The organism is Actinoplanes sp. NPDC023714 (assembly GCF_040639855.1).
GTDB lineage: Bacteria > Actinomycetota > Actinomycetes > Mycobacteriales > Micromonosporaceae > Actinoplanes.
The window spans coordinates 280,394-300,814 of the sequence record NZ_JBFAAR010000007.1 but is presented as its reverse complement, the minus strand read 5'-3'; the positions used below and the strand labels follow the sequence as shown (position 1 = coordinate 300,814).

The 20,421-nt window shown below is 72.4% G+C and carries 18 protein-coding genes; 7 read left to right on the top strand and 11 right to left on the bottom strand.

What is annotated here, in order from left to right:
• Position 1 precedes the first annotated feature (1 nt).
• Positions 2-1,426, bottom strand: coding sequence for a sigma 54-interacting transcriptional regulator (locus AB0G10_RS29385; RefSeq protein ID WP_360928682.1), 1,425 nt, complete (start codon positions 1,424-1,426; stop codon positions 2-4).
• A gap of 112 nt (positions 1,427-1,538) precedes the next feature.
• On the opposite strand from AB0G10_RS29385, the gene AB0G10_RS29380 reads away from it, so the two are divergent.
• The 3 genes from AB0G10_RS29380 to AB0G10_RS29370 are packed head-to-tail and all read left to right on the top strand — an operon-like array spanning position 1,539 to position 4,489.
• Positions 1,539-2,366 (top strand): PhzF family phenazine biosynthesis isomerase, encoded by an 828-nt coding sequence (locus AB0G10_RS29380; RefSeq protein ID WP_360928680.1) that lies wholly within the window; start codon positions 1,539-1,541, stop codon positions 2,364-2,366.
• Positions 2,367-2,395: 29 nt separating this feature from the next.
• Positions 2,396-2,827 (top strand): PPOX class F420-dependent oxidoreductase, encoded by a 432-nt coding sequence (locus tag AB0G10_RS29375; RefSeq protein WP_360928677.1) that lies wholly within the window; start codon positions 2,396-2,398, stop codon positions 2,825-2,827.
• Positions 2,828-2,866: 39 nt separating this feature from the next.
• A complete protein-coding gene (locus AB0G10_RS29370) occupies positions 2,867-4,489 on the top strand; it encodes an ABC-F family ATP-binding cassette domain-containing protein (RefSeq protein WP_360928674.1) in 1,623 nt (540 codons plus the stop codon).
• Between the two features lie 210 nt (positions 4,490-4,699).
• Here AB0G10_RS29370 and AB0G10_RS29365 read toward each other — a convergent pair whose 3' ends face one another.
• Both AB0G10_RS29365 and AB0G10_RS29360 read right to left on the bottom strand, forming a co-directional pair.
• Positions 4,700-5,164 carry a hypothetical protein gene (locus tag AB0G10_RS29365; RefSeq protein WP_360928671.1) on the bottom strand — a complete coding sequence of 155 codons (465 nt, stop codon included), beginning with the start codon at positions 5,162-5,164 and terminating at the stop codon, positions 4,700-4,702.
• A gap of 136 nt (positions 5,165-5,300) precedes the next feature.
• Entirely contained in the window at positions 5,301-6,260 is a 960-nt protein-coding gene (locus tag AB0G10_RS29360; protein ID WP_360928668.1) for an AraC family transcriptional regulator, read from the bottom strand.
• 59 nt (positions 6,261-6,319) lie between these two features.
• Here AB0G10_RS29360 and AB0G10_RS29355 point away from each other — a divergent pair, with 59 nt between their 5' ends.
• Complete coding sequence (locus AB0G10_RS29355) at positions 6,320-7,174, top strand: oxidoreductase (RefSeq protein ID WP_360928665.1); 855 nt, start codon at positions 6,320-6,322, stop codon at positions 7,172-7,174.
• On the opposite strand, the gene AB0G10_RS29350 is transcribed toward AB0G10_RS29355, so the two are convergent.
• From AB0G10_RS29350 to glgA, 3 genes are read right to left on the bottom strand one after another with little or no spacing between them, the layout of a single operon-like run.
• A complete protein-coding gene (locus AB0G10_RS29350) occupies positions 7,171-8,430 on the bottom strand; it encodes an alpha/beta fold hydrolase (protein WP_360928662.1) in 1,260 nt (419 codons plus the stop codon). The two genes, AB0G10_RS29355 and AB0G10_RS29350, sit on opposite strands and share 4 nt — an antisense overlap.
• Positions 8,431-8,439: 9 nt before the next feature.
• Complete coding sequence (locus tag AB0G10_RS29345) at positions 8,440-10,032, bottom strand: family 10 glycosylhydrolase (RefSeq protein ID WP_360928660.1); 1,593 nt, start codon at positions 10,030-10,032, stop codon at positions 8,440-8,442.
• The gene (glgA, locus tag AB0G10_RS29340) at positions 10,032-11,243 is read right to left on the bottom strand and encodes a glycogen synthase (RefSeq protein ID WP_360928657.1); all 1,212 of its coding nucleotides are present in this window, start codon (positions 11,241-11,243) and stop codon (positions 10,032-10,034) included. Before glgA ends, AB0G10_RS29345 begins: the two co-directional genes overlap by 1 nt.
• A 104-nt stretch (positions 11,244-11,347) precedes the next feature.
• On the opposite strand from glgA, the gene AB0G10_RS29335 reads away from it, so the two are divergent.
• The 3 genes from AB0G10_RS29335 (at position 11,348) to AB0G10_RS29325 (ending at position 16,251) form a co-directional block, all read left to right on the top strand.
• Complete coding sequence (locus AB0G10_RS29335; RefSeq protein WP_360928654.1) at positions 11,348-13,726, top strand: bifunctional diguanylate cyclase/phosphodiesterase; 2,379 nt, start codon at positions 11,348-11,350, stop codon at positions 13,724-13,726.
• An 87-nt stretch (positions 13,727-13,813) separates the two neighbouring features.
• Positions 13,814-15,046 (top strand): glucose-1-phosphate adenylyltransferase, encoded by a 1,233-nt coding sequence (glgC, locus tag AB0G10_RS29330; protein WP_360928651.1) that lies wholly within the window; start codon positions 13,814-13,816, stop codon positions 15,044-15,046.
• Positions 15,047-15,087: 41 nt separating this feature from the next.
• Positions 15,088-16,251 (top strand): hypothetical protein, encoded by a 1,164-nt coding sequence (locus tag AB0G10_RS29325; RefSeq protein WP_360928648.1) that lies wholly within the window; start codon positions 15,088-15,090, stop codon positions 16,249-16,251.
• Here the strand turns inward: AB0G10_RS29325 and AB0G10_RS29320 are convergent.
• The 5 genes from AB0G10_RS29320 to AB0G10_RS29300 form a co-directional block, all read right to left on the bottom strand.
• Positions 16,225-17,223 (bottom strand): AraC family transcriptional regulator, encoded by a 999-nt coding sequence (locus AB0G10_RS29320; RefSeq protein WP_360928645.1) that lies wholly within the window; start codon positions 17,221-17,223, stop codon positions 16,225-16,227. The genes AB0G10_RS29325 and AB0G10_RS29320 overlap by 27 nt on opposite strands.
• Before the next feature lie 10 nt (positions 17,224-17,233).
• The gene (locus AB0G10_RS29315) at positions 17,234-17,617 is read right to left on the bottom strand and encodes a phospholipase (RefSeq protein ID WP_360928643.1); all 384 of its coding nucleotides are present in this window, start codon (positions 17,615-17,617) and stop codon (positions 17,234-17,236) included.
• Positions 17,614-19,005: a DUF4331 domain-containing protein gene (locus AB0G10_RS29310; protein ID WP_360928641.1), complete on the bottom strand. Its 1,392-nt coding sequence runs from the start codon at positions 19,003-19,005 to the stop codon at positions 17,614-17,616. Before AB0G10_RS29310 ends, AB0G10_RS29315 begins: the two co-directional genes overlap by 4 nt.
• A 19-nt stretch (positions 19,006-19,024) precedes the next feature.
• Positions 19,025-19,303, bottom strand: coding sequence for a hypothetical protein (locus AB0G10_RS29305; protein ID WP_360928639.1), 279 nt, complete (start codon positions 19,301-19,303; stop codon positions 19,025-19,027).
• A gap of 87 nt (positions 19,304-19,390) precedes the next feature.
• Positions 19,391-20,290: a lytic polysaccharide monooxygenase gene (locus AB0G10_RS29300; protein WP_360928637.1), complete on the bottom strand. Its 900-nt coding sequence runs from the start codon at positions 20,288-20,290 to the stop codon at positions 19,391-19,393.
• Positions 20,291-20,421 lie beyond the last annotated feature (131 nt).

The following is a 20,421-nucleotide window of genomic DNA, read 5'->3' as shown; positions in this document are numbered from 1 at the left end:
GTCAGCTCCCGTAGAGGGTGCGGCCGTCGTCGGTGCGCTCCTTGGCGAGCCGTCTCGTCAGGTGCAGCCCCTCCAGGACGAACTCGACGCCGGACGCCGCCTGCCCCGGGCTCGGCGCGTCGCCGAGGCCGAGCCGGTCGAGCACCTTCGCGAGGCCGGGCACGGTGCCGATCTGCGTGAGCAGCTCCTCGGCGCTGACCAGCTCACCGGTCTGGATGATGGCGCCCTCGGCGACCAGCGCGGTGAAGCCGGACAGGTCGAGGCCGGCGAGCCGGGCCCGGAACGTCTCGGCCGTGGCGACCCGGAGCAGGTGCGCGAGGATCTCGGTCTCCCGGCCCTCCTCGCCGCTCTCGAACTCGACCTTGCCGCGCAGCGTCGAGGTGACCGAGACGGCGTCGCAGATGCGGGCCACCGCCTCGCGCTCGCCGCGCAGGCCGGCCCGGCGCAGCGCGGACGCCGCGACGGTCTCGGCGGCCGCGATCGCGAACCGGGCGGAGACGCCGGAGCGGGCGTCCACCGACGGCGACTCGCGGACCCCGCGGGTGTAGCGGGCCAGCACGTCGACGAGGTGCTCGGGGACGGCCGCGACGAGGGCGGCCTCCTGCCGGATCAGGGCGGTCTCGAGCTCCAGGTCGACCGGGTAGTGGGTGCGGATCTCGGCGCCGAAGCGGTCCTTCAGCGGGGTGATGATCCGGCCGCGGTTCGTGTAGTCCTCCGGGTTGGCGGACGCCACGAGCAGCAGGTCGAGCGGGAGGCGGAGCTGGTAGCCGCGGACCTGGATGTCGCGCTCCTCGAGCACGTTGAGCAGCGACACCTGGATGCGCTCGGCCAGGTCGGGCAGCTCGTTCACCGCGAAGATGCCCCGGTTCGTCCGGGGCACCAGGCCGAAGTGGATGGTCTCCGGGTCGCCGAGGGCACGCCCCTCGGCCACCTTGATCGGGTCGACGTCGCCGACCAGGTCGCCGACGCTGGTGTCCGGGGTGGCGAGCTTCTCGCCGTAGCGCTCGGACCGGTGCAGCCAGGAGATCGGCAGCAGGTCGCCGGTCTCGTCGGCCAGCCGGCGGCTCGCCGGGGTGAGCGGGTGGTAGGGGTGCTCGTGCAGCTCGGAGCCGGTGATGAACGGCGTCCACTCGTCGAGCAGGCCGATCAGCGACCGGATCAGGCGGGTCTTGCCCTGGCCGCGCTCGCCGAGCAGGACCATGTCGTGGCCGGCGAGCAGGGCCCGCTCCACCTCGGGAAGGACGGTGTCGTCGTAGCCGACGATGCCGGGGAAGCGCGGCTCGCCGCTGCGCATGCGGGCGAGGAGGTTGTCGCGCAGCTCCTCCTTGACGGTGCGGAACTCGTGCCCGGTGGCACGCAGCTCGCCCAGGGTGCGCGGCAGGTCGGCGGGAGGAATGGGTGTGATCGCGGAAGGAGCCTCTGTCACCGCAAGAACGCTACTCCGCGTTGGCAGCAATCCACGACTGTGACGCCGGACGCGTCCAGGGCCGCGAGATTGGCTCTGGTCCCGCCGATTGCCGCGGCGCAGGCTCAGCGTCATGACAATCATTGATCGGTACGTGGCATTCAGCGCTGATCCGCAAGGGGGCAATCCGGCCGGGGTCGTGCTCGACGCCGGCGCCCTGACCGACGCCGCGATGCAGGAGATCGCCGCCGAGGTGGGCTACTCCGAGACCGCGTTCGTGACCGGCCGGGACGCCGGCGGCAAGCTCCGGGTGCGCTACTTCAGCCCGCTCGCCGAGGTGCCGTTCTGCGGGCACGCCACGGTCGCCACGGCGGTCGCGCTCGGCGACGGCGACCACGTCTTCGTGACGAACGCGGGCGAGGTCCCGGTCCTGGTCGCCGCCGGGGTCGCGACGCTGACCAGCGTGGCGCCGTCGGTCGCGGCGCTGCCGGCCGAGGATCTGGCCGCCCTGCTGGCCGCGCTGAACTGGTCGGACGGCGATCTCGACGACGCGCTGCCGCCCCGGGTCGCCTATGCCGGGGCGTACCATCCGATCCTCGCCGTGACCAGCCGCAAGCGCCTCGCCGAGCTGGACTACGACGTGCCGGCGCTGAAGGCGCTGATGCTCGATCGCGGCTGGACCACGGTGCAGCTCGTGCACCGCGATGCCGAAGACCTCTTCGATGTACGGGACCCGTTCCCGGTCGGCGGCGTCTACGAGGATCCGGCCACCGGAGCGGCGGCGGCCGCGTTCGGCGGTTACCTGCGTGAGCTGGGGATCGTCGCCGCCGACGCCACCGTCCACCTGCGCCAGGGCGACGACATGGGCCGGCCGAGCCGGCTCACCGTCCGTCTCGTCGCCGGGTCGCCGGGCGTGCGGGTCAGCGGGAACGCGGTCCCTCTCCCCTCGCCGGCGGAATAACTTCTCCGGGCCGGGGGCTGGTGACAGTCATGACGGCAACCTCGTTCGACCCGCGCACGCTGCTCGCGGAGAGCCGGCTCGGCATCCTCGCCACCATCAAGGCGGACGGCCGGCCCCAGCTCTCCCCGGTCACGCCCCACTACGACGCCGAGGCCGGGGTCATCCTGGTCTCGATGACCGAGGGGCGGGCCAAGACGGTCAACCTGCGCCGCGACCCCCGGGCCACCCTCGAGGTGACCAGCTCCGACGGCTGGTCCTGGGCCACCGCCGAGGGGATCGCCACGCTCACCGGGCCGGGCACCGATCCGGACGGGCCCGAGGTGGAGGCGCTCGTCGACTACTACCGGCGGGCCGCGGGCGAGCACCCGGACTGGGCGGAGTACCGCTCGGTCATGGTCACCGATCGGCGGGTGCTCATGACGATGACCGTGGATCATGTGTACGGGGCCAGCCTGCGCTGATTTCCGGACGGCTCCCGGGAGCTTTTAGGATGTCGCCTGATGAGCGCCACCATGATCGCCCGGGAACTCGCCGCGGGGCACGGCGACCGCACCCTCTTCGCCGGGCTCGACCTCGTGGTCGCCCCGGGGGACGTGATCGGTCTCGTGGGGGTGAACGGCGCCGGCAAGACGACTCTCCTTCGTACCCTCGCGGGGTTGATCCCCACGGAGAGCGGAAGCGTCTCGCTCAGCCCGCCCGCCGCCAACGTCGGATATCTCCCGCAGGAGCGGGAGCGACGCCCCGGCGAGACGGTGCGGGGATTCCTCGCCCGCCGGACCGGGGTGGCCGCGGCACAGCAGGCCATGGACGCCGCCGCCGACGCCCTGGCCGCCTCCTCCCCCGGCGCCGACGACCTCTACGCGGTGGCGCTGGAACGCTGGCTCGACCTCGGCGGCGCCGACCTCGACGAGCGGTCCGACGCGTTCGACCTCGGCTTCTCGCTCGACCTGCCGATGACCGCGCTCTCCGGCGGGCAGGCGGCCCGGGTCGGCATGGCGTCGCTGCTGCTCAGCCGCTACGACCTCTACCTGCTCGACGAGCCCACGAACGACCTGGACCTGGACGGGCTCGCGCAGATCGAGGCGTTCGTGCAGGGCCTGCGGGCCGGCGTCGTGGTGGTGAGCCACGACCGGGAGTTCCTGACCCGGACCGTCACCAAGGTCCTCGAACTCGACCTGGCCCAGCAGCAGGTTCATCTGTACGGCGGCGGCTACGCGGCCTACCTGGCCGAACGCGAGCGGGCGCGCTCGCACGCCCGGGCCGCCTACGAGGAGTACGCCGACAAGAAGGAGGATCTCCTCGAACGGGCGCGGACGCAGCGCGCCTGGATGGACAAGGGCGTCCGGAACGCCCGCCGCAAGGCGCCGGACAACGACAAGATCGCGAAGAGCCAGCGGGGCGAGACCAGCGAGAAGCAGGCCGCCAAGGCCCGGCAGACCGAGAAGATGATCGAACGTCTCGAGGTCGTCGAGGAGCCCCGCAAGGAGTGGGAGCTCCGGATGGAGATCGCGGTGGCGCCCCGGGCCGGGGCGGTCGTCGCGGTGCTCAACGACGCGGTCGTGACCCGCGGATCGTTCACCCTCGGCCCGGTCAGCCTCCAGGTCGACTGGGCCGACCGGATCGCCATCACCGGCGCCAACGGCTCCGGCAAGTCGACGCTGCTCGCCGCCCTGCTCGGCCGGGTACCGCTCGACTCCGGCACCCGGCACCTCGGCCCGGGCGTCGTGGTCGGCGAGGTCGATCAGGCGCGCGGGCTGTTCCTCGGCGACGAGCCCCTGGTCCGGGCGTTCGGCGCCGCCGTGCCGACGTTCCCGGACGCCGACGTCCGCACCCTGCTCGCCAAGTTCGGCCTGCGCGCCGCGCACGTCCTCCGCCCGGCCGGCACCCTCTCCCCCGGCGAACGCACCCGGGCGGCGCTGGCCCTGCTCCAGGCGCGCGGGGTGAACCTGCTGGTCCTCGACGAGCCCACCAACCACCTCGATCTGCCGGCCATCGAACAGCTGGAGTCGGCGCTGGCGAGCTACACCGGCACGCTGCTGCTGGTCACCCACGACCGCCGGATGCTGGAGGCGGTGTCGACGAACCGTCACCTGGCAGTGGACGCCGGCAAGGTCACCGGCTGACGGCGGTCGCGCCCGTGCGGCCGGCTGTACCGCAGGGCTGGGTTCGCGCCCGAAATGTCGCTCTCCCGCACAGCCAGGCTTCACTGGCTGTACGGCAGGGCTGGGTTCGCGCCCGAAATGTCGCTCTCCCGTACAGCCAGGCTTCACTGACTGTACGGCAGGGCTGGGTTCGCGCCCGGAATGTCGCTCTGCGGTACAGCCGGTGGTGGGTCAGCAGGCGAACTTGAAGCGCTCGTCGGGGCCGATCTCCGTGGCGTCGGAGCGGACCACATCGGTGCGGCGGCCGCCACCACCCACGGCCGTCAGGTAGTTGCCGCTCGGGGTGCGGATCGCGGACCAGCCGCCGGCGATCGGCACGACGCCCATCTTCTCGGTGGCGCCCACCGCGGTGGCGTCCGTGCGGATGGCGCCGGCGCGGAGGCCGCCGCCCTTCACCACGCTGATGTAGTTCCTGCTGGCGGTCCGCACCGCGAACGTGGTCGGGCTCAGGGCGATCAGCTGGAAGCGCTCCGAGGCGCCGACCGTCGTGGCGTCGGTGCGCACCACGTCGGCCGCCCGGCCGCCGCCGTCCACCGCTGTCACGTAGTGGCCGCTGCGCGTCTGGATACTGCAGCTCATCGCGGCCGGGGCGGCGGCCGAGGCGGGGATGGCGGCCGCGGCGGGGGCGGCTGCCACGGTGGGGGCGGCTGCCGAGGCGGGGGGCGGCGACGAGGGCCGCGGAGACGGCGGCGGTAGCACCGATACAGAGAACACGTGCCATGAGACAACTCCCAATATGCCGGATTTGTCCGATAAGGCTATGGCATATCTGTTATGGGGATGCGGATCGCGGCGGGAGTGTCCGCCGCCGGTACTCGCGGGGCGACTGGCCGGTCACCCGTTTGAAGGCGTTGCTCAGGGCGCTCTCCGAGCCGTACCCGGTGGCCTGCGCGATCACCGCGAGCGTGTCGTCGCCGCGCCGGATGCTCGCGGCGGCCAGTTCGATGCGCCAACCGGTGAGATAGTCGAGGGGCCCGCGCCCCACCGTCCGCCGGAACCGGGCGGCCAGCGTCGACCGCGACACCGCCGATTCACGAGCCAGGTCGGCGACGGTCCACGCCCGGGCCGGCCGCGCATGCAGGGCCCGCAGCGCCGGCGCCACGACCGGGTCGGCCAGCCCGGCCAGCAGCCCAGGCCGCACGGAGGCGGCCGGCCCCGAGGCAGAAGAGCCCGGCGCGTGGTGCAGGCGCAGCATGTGGATCAGCATGATCTGGGCGAGGTGGGCGGTCACCAGGGCCGACCCCATCGCGCGCTCCCTCAGTTCCTCGTCGATGCGGTCGAGGGACCACCTCAGCGTCGCGGCGGCGGGGGTCGCGCCGGGGACGTGCAGGACCGGGGGCAGGGCGTCGAGCAGCAGATCGCGGGCGCGGTCGCCGAAGTCGAAACGGCCGCCTATCACCCGTACGGAATCGGTCTCTCCGACATGGACCACTCCCTCAGCCGCCGCCTGGAAGAGCGGGCCTGCCGGGACGGGCGGCACGCCCGGACCGCTGGCCAGGGTGAACGCACGCGGCTGAACCATCAGGAAGCAGTCGCCCTCGGCGAGCGGGATCGGCGACGGGATGCCGGAAACGGTCAGCAGGCAGCTGCCGCGGACTACCGCGTTGAACTTGACGGCGGGTGGCGGCGCGAAGTCGAGCGCCCAGTCGCCGCCGGCCGCGAGGGAGACCGAGAGGCTGCTGGTGACGCCGACGAGGGCGAGCACATCTTCGAGGGGATCGTGGACGCTCACGCAACTATGCTGGATCAGGGAGCATTCAGAGTCCAGTCGATCGAGCCTATCTTTGCCTCATGACACCTTTCGACCAGCACTCCACCGCCGCCGACGTCCTCCAGGGTGTCGATCTCACGGGCCGCCGCTTCCTGGTCACCGGAGGCGCTTCCGGCCTGGGCGCCGAGACGATCAAGGCGCTTCGGTACGCCGGAGCCGACGTGGCAGCGCCTCCCCGCCGGGACCTCGACCTCGCCGACCTCGACTCGGTCCGGGCGTTCACCGGCGCACTCCGGGGAAGCCCCCTGCACGGGGTGATCGCGAACGCCGGGATCATGGCCCTCCCCGAGCTCACCCGCGCCGCGAACGGCTGGGAACTGCAGCTCGCGGTCAACTACCTCGGCCACTTCGCGCTGATCACCGGCCTGGAGCTGACCGCGGACGCCCGGGTCGTCATGGTCAGCTCCGGCGGGCACCTGATGGCCGGCGTCGACTTCGACGATCCGCAGTTCGAGCGGCGGCCCTACGACCCGTGGATGGCCTACGGTCAGTCGAAGACCGCGGACGTGCTGCTCGCCGTCGGCCTGGCCCGGCGCGGGATCACCGCGAACGCGCTCGCCCCGGGCCGGATCCACACCGGTCTGCAGCGGCACCTGCCGGCCGCGACCATGCGGGCCATGGGCGCCATGGAAGCGGACGGCACCCTGATCCAGGCCGACGGCTTCAAGACGCCGGAGCAGGGCGCCGCCGCCTCGGTGCTGCTCGCCGCGTCACCACTGGTCGACGGGGTCAGCGGCGCCTACTTCGACGAGGACCTGCAGGAGGCCCCGGTCGTCCCGGGCGGCGCCGGCCTGCACGCGGGCGTCGCCGGCTGGGCGGTCGACCCGCAGAACGCCGAGCGGTTGTGGGAGCTGGGCACGAAAGCCCTGGCCTAACGGAGGCCGGCCGCCATCGCGAAGAGGTGGCCGAGCACGGCGTCTCCCGAGGTGCGGAGACCGTCATGCTCGTACTCATTCGTCACCCATGTCCGGACATTTCCGATAAAGTCGGCCGTCGCTAGCGACAACCCCGCGTCCACGTACATGTCATCGGCATAGACGGCCGCCACCACCGGCACCTCGTTCACCGCGAGCCGATCGAGCGAGTAGAGCGGCGGCCAGTCCTCGGCCTCCGCCAGCAGCTCGGCGGCCCCGGCGAACGGGCGCAGCGCGGCGATCTCCTCGAACATCCAGGGATACATCATCTCGCCGGTGAAGAGCAGCGGCGTCGCGTCCTCGGCGAACTCCGGGTGGGCCGCCAGCGCCCGCGACGCCGCCCACCGGGTCGGCCGGCAGGGACCGCCGTAGCAGTACTCCTGGAGGGCGAAGAGCGGGGTGTCGACGAACCCGGTCTGCTGCATGACGTCGTAGAGGAACGTGCCGGACAGCTCCGAGCCGTGCAGGGCCTCCTCGAGGAGCCAGTGCACCTGGGCGTACCCGTAGCTCATCCCGAACGCGTTGCCGAGCAGCCGCAGCCGCCGGGCGGTCAGCCGGTCGCCGTCCGGCAGCCGGACGTCCGACGAGGACAGCAGGTCGGCGACCGCGCGGACGAGCCCCACATCGGACGGGAACGCCCGGTAGAACTCCGCGTTCTTGGCGGCGACCCGCGGGTAGGTCCGCGCGTAGACCTCGTCGCCGGTGGCGGTGAGGCCGGGCAGCCCGCCGGTCACGTAGCAGGTGCGCAGCCCCTGGGGCGCCGCCGACAGGTACGCCATGGTGATGAACCCGCCGTAGCTCTGCCCGAGCGTGTCCCATTTCGATCCGCCGGCGACCCGTTCCCGCAGGATCTCGGCGTCGGCGACGATGCTGTCCGCCCGGAACAGTTTCAGGAAGGCGGCGAGCCGGTCGGCGGGCATGTCCCGCACGGTCCGGGCGGTGATCGGCGTGCTCCGCCCGGTGCCGCGCTGGTCGAGGAGGAGGACCCGATGGGTACGGGTCGCCAGCGCCAGCCAGCTGTCCGCCCGCACCGGCCGGGGCGCCTTGCCGCCCGGCCCGCCCTGGAGGTAGAGCAGCCAGGGCAGGTCGTCGCCGGCGCGATCGGCGGCCACCACCTCCCGGGCGAAGATCTCGATGCCGGCCACCCCGGGTTTCCGGTGATCGAGCGGAACGGTGACGGTGTGGTCGGTGAACCGGAGTCCGGGATGAGCGATCACGCGCCCACCCTACGACCCGGCCACCGTGAAGGGGGCGCTGATCGGGCTCTCGTTCCCGGACCGGTCCAGCGCCGACAGGCAGTAGGCGCCGCCACCGGCCGGAGGCTTCGGATCGGTGACCGCGGTGCCCGCCCGCCCGGTCGAGACCAGCGAACCACCGCGGTAGAGAGCCCAGCTCACCCCTGCGGCGCGGGCCGTGAACCGCAGTTCGCCACCGGCCCCGCGTTCGGCCGCCGTGATCGCCGGCGCCGGCGGCGGGGTGGCGGGCAGGCGCGCCATCCGGGGCAGCAGGGCCGGCGTCGCGTAGTGCTTGGCCCGGTACCGGGCGACGGCGCCGAGCGGGTTGTCCCGCACCTGCTTCGCGCTGAAGTGGACCTGGCCGTTCACGCCGTACTCGTCGTTGAGCCGCATCTGCCGGTCGAGCTCGGCCGGATCGCTCCAGTCGCCCTTCTCGCCGACCCGGTAGTCGGCCATCCCGATGTAGAGCTGCACGCCGGTGCCCTTGACCGTCTTCGCCCACCAGGGCAGCACCTTGGCGTAGTCCGCCTTGCCGAAGCCGATCGTCCAGTAGAGCTGCGGGACGATGTAGTCGAGCCAGCCCTCGCGCACCCACGTACGGGTGTCCGCATAGATGGCGTCGTAGCTCTCCAGGCCGCTGGTGTCGGAGCCCTCGCCGCCGTTGCGCCAGATGCCGAACGGGCTGATCCCGAACTTCACCCACGGCTTCAGCTCGGCGATCCGGGTGTGCATCTCGCGGACCAGCGTGTTGACGTTCTCCCGCCGCCAGTCGGCCCGCGACTTCCCGCCCCCGTACTTGGAGAAGGACGCGTCGTCCGGGAAGTCCTCGCCCTTCTCCGGGTAGGGGTAGAAGAAGTCGTCGAAGTGCACGCCGTCGACGTCGTACTTCTCGACCGCCTCGAGCATCGCGTCCTCGACGAACTTCCGGGCCTCCGGGACGCCGGGATCGAAGTAGAGCCGGCCGGTCTTCCCGGTCGGATAGGAGATCCGCCAGTCCGGGTGCGCCTTCAAGGGATGGTGGGGCGCGAGCTTCGCGAGGTCGGTTCCGGCGCCTGCCGGGGCGGGCTGGGTGCCCCGGTACGGGTTGAACCACGCGTGGAACTCGAGATTGCGCTGGTGCGCCTCGTCGATCATGAACGACATCGGATCCCAGCCGGGGTCGCTGCCGTCGAGCTTGCCGGTCAGGAAGTTGGACCACGGCGCGTACTTCGACGGCCAGAACGCGTCACCGCTCGGCCGCACGTGCACGAAGATCGCGTTGTGGTTCTGCGCCACCGCGACGTCCAGCCAGCGGAGGTACTCCTCCTTGACCTTCTTCTCCGGCAGGCCGGGCTTCGACGGCCAGTCGATGTTGTAGACCGTGGTGAGCCACATGCCGCGCAGCTCCCGCGGCGCCTTCACGGGCACGGTCCCGCATCGGCCGTCCTGGACCGGCGCCGGCGCGGCCACCACCGGCACCGGCCGGGCGGCGAACTCGAGCGGCTCGTAGAGGGAGGCGCGGACCAGGCCGACGCCGAGGACGCCGGCCGCGAACAGGACGGCGGCCAGGAGCAGGGCGAGACGTATCGGGGGGCGTCGCAGCATCAGAGGACCGAACGGTAGACCTCGAGGGTGTCCTCAGCGATCCGGGCCCAGCTGAAGTGGTCCACGGCACGGCGCCGGCCGGCCTTGCCCATGCTCGCGGCGAGCGCCGGGTCGCGCAGCACGCGGGTCAGCGTCGCCGCCAGGTCGGCCACGAACCTCTCCGGGTGCACCGGGGTCCCCGTACCGTCCTGGACCTGCTCGATCGGCACCAGCAGGCCGGTCTCGCCGTCCTTGACCACCTCGGGGATGCCGCCGGTGGCGGTCGCCACCACGGCGGTCTCGCAGGCCATCGCCTCCAGGTTCACGATGCCCATCGGCTCGTAGATCGAGGGGCAGACGAAGACCGTCGCGTGCGTGAGGACCTGGATGACCTCCTGCTTCGGCAGCATCTCCTGCACCCAGATCACGCCCTGCGGGTCGCGCGCCTCGCGCAGGTCCCGGGCCAGCGCCTCGACCTCGGCGGCGATCTCCGGGGTGTCGGGCGCGCCCGCCAGCAGGATGATCTGGGTCTCCGCGGGAAGATCATGACAGGCCCTCATCAGGTACGGCAGGCCCTTCTGCCGCGTGATGCGACCCACGAACACGACACTCGGCCGGTTCCGGTCGATGCCGAGCCGGTCCACCACGCCGGTGCCGTGATCCGGTGAGTAGAGGGCGGTGTCGATCCCGTTGTAGACCACCTGGATCCGGTCGGGGTCGACCGACGGGTACGCGCGGAGCACGTCCCGCCGCATCCCGCCGGAGACCGCGATGATCGCGTCGGCGTTCTCGATGGCGGTCCGCTCGCAGAACGACGACAGCGCGTACCCGCCGCCGAGCTGCTCGGCCTTCCACGGGCGCAGCGGCTCCAGGCTGTGCGTGGTGATCACGTGCGGGATGCCGTGCAGCAGCTTCGCGGTGTGGCCCGCGAAGTTCGCGTACCAGGTGTGGCTGTGCACCACGTCGGCCCCGGCGGCGCCGTGCGCCATCTCGAGGTTGACGCCCATGGTGCGCAGGGCGGCGTTCGCCCCGGCCAGCTCGGCGACCTCCGGGTAGGCCGTGACGCCCTCCTCGGCGCGCGGCGCGCCGAAGCAGTGCACCCGCACGTCGGCGAGACGCCGCAGGTCACGGGTCAGGTATTCGAGATGCACCCCGGCGCCGCCGTAGACCTCCGGCGGGTACTCGCGGGTGATCAGGTCGGCGCGCAGGCGTGGAGTCCCGGAATCGGTCACGGTTCGCAGGATAGCCAAAGCGCGGCGCGGTCGCGGCGGTCGCGGTCCGGAACCACAACCTCGCGGCAACCGTCGGTGCAACCGGGATGAGCTGAGATGTGTACGTGCACATCCCGTCCCTCCCCCGCGTCGCGGCCTGGCAGTACGCCCTGGCCGCCGGCCTCGTCGCGGTCCTCGCCACGCAGCTGACCACGGGCGGGGAGGGCGGCGCCGCCTGGCTCACGCTGCAGGCCGCGGGCCTCGCCGTGACGATGGGAGCGGCGATCCGGCGGCGCCGGGCCGCGACGCAGGTCTCGCCCGCGGCCGGCGCGGGCGCGGCAGGCGCGGGCGCGGCAGGGGCGTCGCCGGCCGGGTGGTGGCTGCTGATCGGCGGGCAGGTGGCCGCGCTCGCGGTGAACGCCTTCTGGATCGTGCGGGACGCCGTCGGCGCGCCGGGCCCCGGCGACGTGCCGATGGGCATGTCGCTGACCGCCGTGTGGGCGCTGCACGCGGCCGGCGCCTACCTGCTGACCCGCAAGCGCCGGCGGACCGGCAGCGCGGCCGAGAGCGGCGCCGAGTTCGGCGCGATGGTGCTGTTCCTCGCGATGCTGGCCTGGTCCTTCGTGGTGATGCCGTACCTCGGCGCCCCCGAGTACCGGCAGGTCGACGACGCCATGGCGACCCTCTACGCGGTCCTCGACCTGACGCTGCTCGCCACCGTGGTGCGCGGCTTCGCCTCGGTGTGGCGGACCCCGGCCCGGCTCGTCGCGGCCGGCGGCGCGGCGCTGCTGGCCCCGCACCTGGTCTACGCCGCGTCGTCCGGCTCGGGCACCGTGCCGTTCCTGCCGGGCGGCTTCGGCTTCCTGGCGATCCAGGTGTGGAGCGTGCTGCTGACCGCCGCGGCCCTGCACCCGGACGCCGGCCGGCTGGGCGCCCGCGCCGCCGCCGGCACCCGGCTGATCGGCCGGAGCAAGCTGGCCGGCCTGGTCACCGTCGCGGTGGCGAGCCCGCTGCTGCCGATCGCGGGCGGGTACGCCACCGGCGCCGGCACCGGCCACGAGGTCGTCGTCCCGGCGCTGATCACGGCGGTGCTCTGCGCCGTGCTGCTGGTCCGGATCGCCATCCTGGTCCGGGTCGGCCAGCGCCGGGCCGCCGAGCTGGCCGCGGCCCTGGCCGAGCAGGAGACCCTGCAGCGCCGGCTCGTGCACCGGGCCGGGCACGACGGGCTCACCGGCCTGGCGAATCGCGACCTGCTCACCGAACGGCTGGCCGCGGCCGGCGACCGGCCGTACGCCCTGCTCATGGTCGGCCTGGACGGCTTCAAGGCGGTCAACGACACGTACGGCCACCCGGTCGGCGACGCCGTGCTGCGCCTGTTCGCGGACCGGCTCGCCGCGGCCGCGCCCGAGGCGGATCCGGTGGCCCGGCTGTCCGGCGACGAGTTCGGCCTGCTGATCGCGGATCCGGCCCTCGCCGACGCGGTGGCCGCGCGGGTGCTGGCCTCGGTCGCGGGCTCGCCGTTCGTCGTCGGCGACCGGCGCATCCTCCTCGGGCTCAGCGCGGGCGCCGCCGCGGGGACCGGGGAACCGGGTGCTCACGACGTACCTCTGAAGGGCTCTGACCCGGCGGCGACCCTCGGCGATGCGGATCTCGCGCTGCGGGCTGCGAAGCAGGCCGGAGGCGCCCGGCTCACCTGGTTCGACGAGTCGCTGCGGGCCGAGCAGACCGCGCGGGCACGGATCGCGGCCGGGCTGCGGCAGGCGCTCGCCGACGACGCGCTGCACATGCACTACCAGCCGGTCGTGGAGACCGGGACCGGCCGCACGCTCGGGGTGGAGGCGCTGATGCGCTGGCGCCGGGACGGCGAGATGGTCCCGCCGGCCGTGTTCATCCCGGTCGCCGAGCAGACCGGCCTGATCGGCGCGCTCGGCATCCGCGCGCTGCGCCTGGCCTGCGCCGACGCGGCCCGCTGGCACGAGCGCTACGGCATCTACCTGACCGTGAACGTCTCCACCCACCAGCTGCGCGACCCGGGCTTCGCCCGCACCGTGCTGGAGATCCTGGCCGAGACCGGCCTGCCGGCCCGGGCGCTGGTGCTGGAGATCACCGAATCGGTGCTCATCGACGCCGCGGACACCGGGGTGCTGGACGCGCTGCGGGCCGAGGGTATCCGGATCGCCATCGACGACTTCGGGACCGGGTACTCCTCGCTGGCCTACCTGCACCGGCTGCCGGTCGACATCCTGAAGATCGACCAGTCGTTCATCCGCCGCCACCAGGACCCGCCGCGGCCCCAGGACGTGAGCCTGACCAGGGCGATCCTGGAGCTGGCCCGCAGCCAGGACCTGGTGACCGTGGCCGAGGGCGTGGAGACCGCGGCCCAGGCCGAGCTGCTGCGCGAGCTGGACTGCCCGCTGTCGCAGGGATACCACTTCAGCCGCCCGGTCGAGGCCGGTGAGATCGAAGCCCGGATGCGGGCGACGACGCCCTCGCCGGTACGCTGAATCGCAAGTGCCCAGCAGGCGCAGCAAGATATTTCCAACCGCCCTTTCGGGTGGCGAATGGGCGGCCGGACAATTAGCGTCCTTCCCATGGCTGTCAAGGTGCTTGCGATCGTTCTGGCTGGTGGGGAAGGCAAGCGCCTGATGCCCTTGACGGCTGACCGGGCCAAACCCGGTGTGCCATTCGGCGGCATCTATCGCATGATCGACTTCGTTCTCTCGAACCTCGCGAACGCGGGGTATCTGAAAATCGTCGTGCTGACGCAGTACAAGTCGCACTCGCTCGACCGGCACATCTCCAAGACGTGGCGGATGTCCACGCTGCTCGGCAACTACGTCACCCCGGTGCCCGCCCAGCAGCGGCTCGGCCCGCGCTGGTTCGCCGGCTCGGCCGACGCGATCTACCAGAGCCTCAACCTGATCAACGACGAGTCGCCGGACTACGTGATCGTCTTCGGCGCCGACCACATCTACCGCATGGACCCGAAGCAGATGGTCAACGACCACATCGCCTCGGGGGCCGCGGTCACGGTGGCCGGCATCCGGCAGCCGCTGTCGATGGCCGACCAGTTCGGCGTGATCGACGTGGCCGAGGACGGCAAGAAGATCAAGGCGTTCCGGGAGAAGCCGAAGGACGCGACCGGCCTGCCCGACGCGCCCGACGAGGTCTACGCGTCGATGGGCAACTACGTCTTCACCACCCGGGCGCTCTGCGAGGCGGTCTCCGCCGACGCGCAGAACCCGGACAGCAAGCACGACATGGGCGGCAACATCATCCCGATGCTGGTGGAGCGCGGCGAGGCGAACGTCTACGACTTCCGCGACAACGACGTGCCCGGCAGCACCGACCGCGACCGCGGGTACTGGCGCGACGTGGGGACGCTCGACTCCTTCTACGACGCCCACATGGACCTGATCGCCACCCTGCCGATCTTCAACCTGTACAACCACGACTGGCCGATCCTGACGAACTACGGCGCCTGGCCGCCGGCCAAGTTCGTGCACGGCTACGACGACCGCCAGGGCCGCGCCATCGACTCGATGATCTCCCCCGGTGTGGTGGTCTCCGGCGCGCTCGTCGAGCGCTCGGTGATCTCGCCGAACGTGCGGGTCAACTCGTGGGCGCACGTCGACGGCGCGGTGCTGATGGAGGGCGTCTCGGTGGGCCGCCGCGCGGTGGTCCGCAACGCGATCATCGACAAGAACGTGGTGATCCCGGAAGGCGCGCAGATCGGCGTCGACCTCGACCGCGACCGCAAGCTCTACACGGTCAGCGACAACGGCATCGTGGTGATCGGCAAGGGCCAGCGGGTCGAGCTTTAGAGGAATTTACGCTGGCCACTGGCCATTCGTAGGCTGAGGCGGTGGACTTCACCACCGCCACCCGGCACCTGTGTGCCGCGGCGTACCTCGACGAGGACTTCCGGGACACCGCCCTCCGCGAGGTCTACCGGCAGCCGCGCCGCGCCGTCGCCCCGTCCTACGGGTTCACCCTCGGCCCGGTGCTCGGCCACTGCCTGCGGGCCCGGACCGTCGCGCTGATCCGGGACGGCCTGGTCGTCGCGATCGTGGCGGCCGCCGTGCTGGCCCGCTCGTTGCCGGTGCTGCTGCTGGTGGCCGGCTGCTCGACCGGCTGGCGGTTCTGGTGCCGGCGCCGGCTGCGCCTGTTCCGGCCCGGCAGCGCGCCCGCCTCCCCGGTCGCGACTGCCCGGCTGCGCGACGTCGAGCGGCTCCAGTACGGCAACACGGTGATCCACGACTTCCACCCGTACGCCGGCGCCGGCGAGGTGATCGGCGACTGGGGTGTCGCGCAGCCGCTGCCCCAGCCGCCCCCGTTCGCGGCCGACGAGCTCGTCGCCCACCTGGGCATGTGCCTCGGCGCGCTGGCCGGCGGCCCGGGCGCCGCCGCCACCGGCTCGATCACCGGCCTCACCGTCACCGACCGGGTCTTCCTGGCCGGCGACGAGGCGCGCCGGCCGCACCCGATGCTCTCCCCGCACGAGATCAGCCGGATCATCCGGAACCCGGCCCCGGAGGCCCGGCACCACCTCGCCTGCCAGGTCGTCTCGTCCGGCGGCGAGGTGGTGACCACCGTCCACGTGCACGTCGCGCTGCAGGCCCGCTCGCTCTACCTGGAGGCCGTCACGACGGTGCTGCTGCCCTGCCTCGACGCCTACCGGGTGGCCGACCGGGAGGATCAGCCGTCCTGGTGGCGGGTGCTCGGCGAGGGGGTGGCGTCGGCGCCGGCGGTCGCCCTGCGGGCGCCTGCCCGGCTGGCCGGGGCGATTCCCGGCCTGCGCGTCCGGTCCCGGTCCGTGCCGGGCGTCGCGCCAGGTCTCGATCAGGGTGCGATCCTGGGCGTACGGGAGATCGCGGCGTCCTCCGGCCCGGACGTGCTGGACCGGCACCCCGACGTGCGCAAGCACCAGCGGCTGATAGAGCACCGGGCCGTGCTGGCCGTCCGGGACTTCCTGGAGGCCCGCGGCGTCGCCTGCGCCGGCCTATCCCCGGCCCCGGAGCGTGTGTGACGGGCTCACCCCGAAGCGCTCCCGGTAGGAGCCGGCGAACCGGCCCAGGTGGGTGAACCCCCACCGGTACGCCACCTCGCTGACGCTGACCTGCCCCGGATCGGCGCGGGACAGCTCGCCGTGCACGCCGTCGAGGCGCAGCCGCCGCAGATAGGTGAGCGGCGGCACCCCGACGTGCTGGCGGAACGACTCCTGGAGCACCCGGACGCCGACCCCGGCCACGAGCGCGAGGTCGCGGATCGTGTACGGCCGGGACGGCTCGGCGTGCATGACGTCGAGCGCCCGCTTCACGGTCCGCGGGCGCAACGGTCCCTGCAGGCCGGCCGGCTCCTCGCCGTACGGGTGCTCGAGGCTGAGCGCGAGGCCGCTCACCACCATGTCCCGCCAGCGGGCCGCCATCCGGGGCCGGCTCGCCAGCCCGTCCGAGTCGCGCAGCTCGGTCAGCAGCAGCCGGACCAGCGCCGCCCAGGTCCGCCCCGGCCCGTCCACCAGGTCGAAGCTCGCGCCGAGCGGCAGCGGCGAGACGACCTGCTGGTCGATGGCCGCGTCGAGCTCCCGCTCCAGCGCGGCCCGCTCCACCTTCACGCTGAGCAGCCGGCAGCTGCCCGGCCAGTCCAGTTCGATGTCGCCGGTCGGCCGGTAGACCACGGCCCGGGTGGGATCGGCGTAGATCACCGTGCCCCGGTGCCGCGACCGGAGCATCCCGGAGAGCGGCACCAGCACGTGGTACGCCGTCTCCAGCGCGCCGATCGACACCCGGATGTCCGTGCCGTACCCCACCTCGCCGAGCGTGATCGGGCCGAGCAGCACGACGTCGGCGCTGAACAGGAAGCGCGCCGGGTCGCCGACCGGCTCGATCCGCAACGGTCCGTAGTAGAGCTTGCGGCAGAACGCCCGAGCCTCGTCCACGTCGGTGGTGCGCAGGGTGACGTGGACCGGGGTCTCCGCCCCCGGGGTGACGGGGCTCACCATGGCGTCCAGACTAGACCGAAAGCAGTGTCCTCCCGGGGACAGCCGTGGCGGGCCAGGTGAACTCGGCGACCGCCCCGCCGCGCACCTCGACCTCGGCGAGCGGCTCGTCGCCGGCCTGCCAGATCAGGTACCGGCCGGCCGGCAGCGCGTCGAGGACCACGCAGAAGGTGACGCCGCCGCGGACGTACCGGGCCCGGACCGCCGCGTGGGTGCGCTCGGCCGGCGCCGCGACCGGGCTGACCTCGATCTCGTGGCCGTGCAGGTGCCCCGGCGTATCGATGATCAGCGCGCCGATGTCGCCGCCGATGTTCAGCATCACGGTGCCCTGCCCGGACGGCGCGAGCGTGTGGTGATGGTGGTGGTGGCCGGGTCCGTGGGCGTGGCTGTGGGTCACGAGGGGTTTCCGAATCCGTCGAAGGGGGTCCCCAGGAAGGGGAACTTCTTCAGCAGGCCCGCACTGGCGTCCTTGATGCTCAGGCCCTGCTCGACCAGGGCGGCCGCGGCGTCCGGCTCGAAGTCGGCGTTCACCAGCGGCACGGTCGCGCCGGCGATGGCCCGCAGCGAGATCGAGACGACGTCGTCGGCGATCCGCCGGCCGTTCGGGAAGCCGGCCAGGTCGCCGCCGACCACGCCGAACTTGTTCTCCTTCTCGGCCGGCGGGATGGCCGTGTTGAGCCGCAGCATGTCGGCCTGCAGCTCGCCGGTGTTGTTCTGGAAGCCGTCGATCAGGCCGTCCGGGATGCCGGTCAGCAGGATCGCCAGCAGGTCGGCGCGCGGCTCCTTGGTCTTGTTCAGCGCGTCCAGGTTGTCGAAGAGGCCCGGGTAGAGCACCGGCAGCAGCGCGCCGAGCTCCGGGGTGGCGACGAACTCGGCGAAGCGCTTGTCCTCGCTCGGCGGCAGGCTGTTCCACCTGTCCTTCTCCGCCATCGGGACGATGACCTCGTTGAACAGCGGGTTGCCGAGCCGGGAGACCTGCACCTGCGGGCCCACCACGACGTCGTTGCCGTTTTTGTTGTTGCGCACCTCGACCTGCCGGCGGCTCGCCGAGGTCCACACGCCGATGACCGCGCCGGCGTCGCGCCCGCGCACCCGCTTCTTGCCGTCCCGGCGGACCATGTGCAGCGGGATCTGGATCGCGATGCTGTGCACGTTGGTCTTGTCGGTGGCGTTGACCGCCTTGCCGGCGTAGTTGAACAGGTTCTGGCCGACCAGGTGCTTGTCCTGGAACGGGCGCAGCGTGCCCAGGTCGAAGATGGCGCCCAGGTCGACGAAGAACGCGTCGGCGCGCTGGCCGGCGAAGACCTTCTCGCCGGTCTTCAGCCGGTGCACGGCGTCCTCGGCCAGCTTCTCGTAGTCCGGGATCGAGAGCGGGCCGACGTTGCAGGGCGGGCAGGGCAGGTTCTTCGCGAGGACCGTGCTCTTGCCGTGCGAGTCGACCTTGGTGACCGAGTAGAACTGCCGGCGGTTCCAGTTCTCGCTGTCGAGGGACTCGATCGGGCCGGTGTTGTAGAGGAAGGTCCGGTCGTTGCGCAGTTCGGTACGGAACCGGAACTGGTACGTCACGTCCGGGCGGGCGTCGCCGTTCGCGTCGATGTGGATCTCGTAGAGCACGTCGTCGCCGAACTCGAAGAAGTTCGGTCCGCTCGCCGGGAGCTGGAGCGGCACGTAGTTCGCGATCAGCGTGACGGTGTCCGGGTCGTCGGGGCTGACGAAGGCGTACAGGTCGGAACTGTCGGCCACCGGGTCCTTGCTGATCTCCGGGGCTTCGCGGTGGGAAGACATGGTCGCGTTCTCCTCGGTGTCAGCGGCCCGCGGCCTTGAGCAGCTGGGCGGCCAGCTTCTTGTCGGTGATGGTCAGCCGCTTCTCGCCGGAGAAGACGTCGAAGGTGCCCTCGCTCGCGTCGCGCAGGGAGAGCACCAGCGGCTTGCCCTTCTCCCTGTCGTCACTGCCGTTCTCGCCCGCGAGGCTGAGCCCCGCCACCGAGGCGGCCGAGACGCCGACGCCGGTCGCGGCGAGGGCGAGGACCTTGCGGCGGGACAGCCACGGGCGGGACTGGCTACGGTAACGAACCCGACTCATGCTTGGCCTTTCGTCGTGCTGTTCGGGGGGACCGGAAGGGCGGTGCATTGTCGACGCCCGTCAGTACGAGATCCACACACCGGCGGTTCAACTCTTTTTGCGCCGCCGGGCCCGATCGAGGACCGCACCCGCGATGACCAGGGCCGCCGTTGTGAGCGCTCCCAAAATCAGCCAGTGACCGAAATCGACCATCGTGGTGCCGCTGCTCGCCGGAGCCGCCTCGATCACCGGCGGCGCGGAGGGCGTCGCCGTCGGCTCCCGCGTGGTGGGTACCGGGCTCGGGGCCTCGCTCGTCGTCGTCACCGCCGCCTTCTTCACGGCGGCCGACTTCTTCGCCGCGGCCGACTTCTTGACGGCGGCCGGCTTCGGCGCCGGGAAGTCCAGATCCGAGCAGGAGTAGTAGGTGTCCGGCGTGCTCGACGTCTCCCACACGACGTAGAGGAGGTGCCGCCCGGTCCGCTCCGGCAGGGTCACCTTCATCCGGTACGCGCCCCCGGTCAGCGGCGGGTCCGCGATCGCGGCGATCGGCTCCGATCCGAGGTCGTCCCAGCCGAGCTTCTCCGCCGGCCGATATCCGGGATCGGTGATGTAGATCCGGAAGGTGCCCCGGTGCGGGATCGTGCCGCGGTAGGAGACCGAGAGCCGCTGCCCGGACTTCACGTCGGTACCCGGGAAGTCGTCCCGGGGCAGGTCGAGGCCGCGGTAGAGGTCGATCCCGGCGCTGCACAGTTCCCCGTCCGGCACCCGGTCGCGGTCCCTGCCGTTCACGTTCGCGAGCCGCACGTTGTCGTACGCCCCCAGCCGGCTGCCGGTGGCCTCGCGCGCGGCGACGCAGGCCGCCGCCCCGGTCCTCGACCCGTTGCCGCCGCAGGCGGCGCTCCGGCTGATCGGCGTGACCGGCGCGCCGTGGGCGAGCGCGGCGGTGGGCACGGCGGGCACCGACGCGAGGACGAGCACCCCCGCGGCGGCGAGACGGCGGACTGACACGGAACACTCCCGGGCACGGCAGGACGCGGCCGGGCGGATTCCCGGCCACCCGGAGGTACGTACTTCGGGCACCGCTCGTTCAGCCGGCCGGAAGCTGTGATTGCATGGCCGATGTCCGGTAAGAACTCAGG

Excerpts from the sequence above, each read along its gene's own strand:
- glgC (WP_360928651.1), top strand. The coding sequence starts at position 13,814 with ATGGCTGTCAAGGTGCTTGCGATCGTTCTGGCTGGTGGGGAAGGCAAG.
- AB0G10_RS29305 (WP_360928639.1), bottom strand. The coding sequence starts at position 19,303 with ATGAGTCGGGTTCGTTACCGTAGCCAGTCCCGCCCGTGGCTGTCCCGC.
- AB0G10_RS29320 (WP_360928645.1), bottom strand. The coding sequence starts at position 17,223 with ATGGTGAGCCCCGTCACCCCGGGGGCGGAGACCCCGGTCCACGTCACC.
- AB0G10_RS29345 (WP_360928660.1), bottom strand. The coding sequence starts at position 10,032 with ATGCTGCGACGCCCCCCGATACGTCTCGCCCTGCTCCTGGCCGCCGTC.
- AB0G10_RS29370 (WP_360928674.1), top strand. The coding sequence starts at position 2,867 with ATGAGCGCCACCATGATCGCCCGGGAACTCGCCGCGGGGCACGGCGAC.
- AB0G10_RS29310 (WP_360928641.1), bottom strand. The coding sequence starts at position 19,005 with ATGTCTTCCCACCGCGAAGCCCCGGAGATCAGCAAGGACCCGGTGGCC.
- AB0G10_RS29355 (WP_360928665.1), top strand. The coding sequence starts at position 6,320 with ATGACACCTTTCGACCAGCACTCCACCGCCGCCGACGTCCTCCAGGGT.
- AB0G10_RS29375 (WP_360928677.1), top strand. The coding sequence starts at position 2,396 with ATGACGGCAACCTCGTTCGACCCGCGCACGCTGCTCGCGGAGAGCCGG.
- AB0G10_RS29380 (WP_360928680.1), top strand. The coding sequence starts at position 1,539 with ATGACAATCATTGATCGGTACGTGGCATTCAGCGCTGATCCGCAAGGG.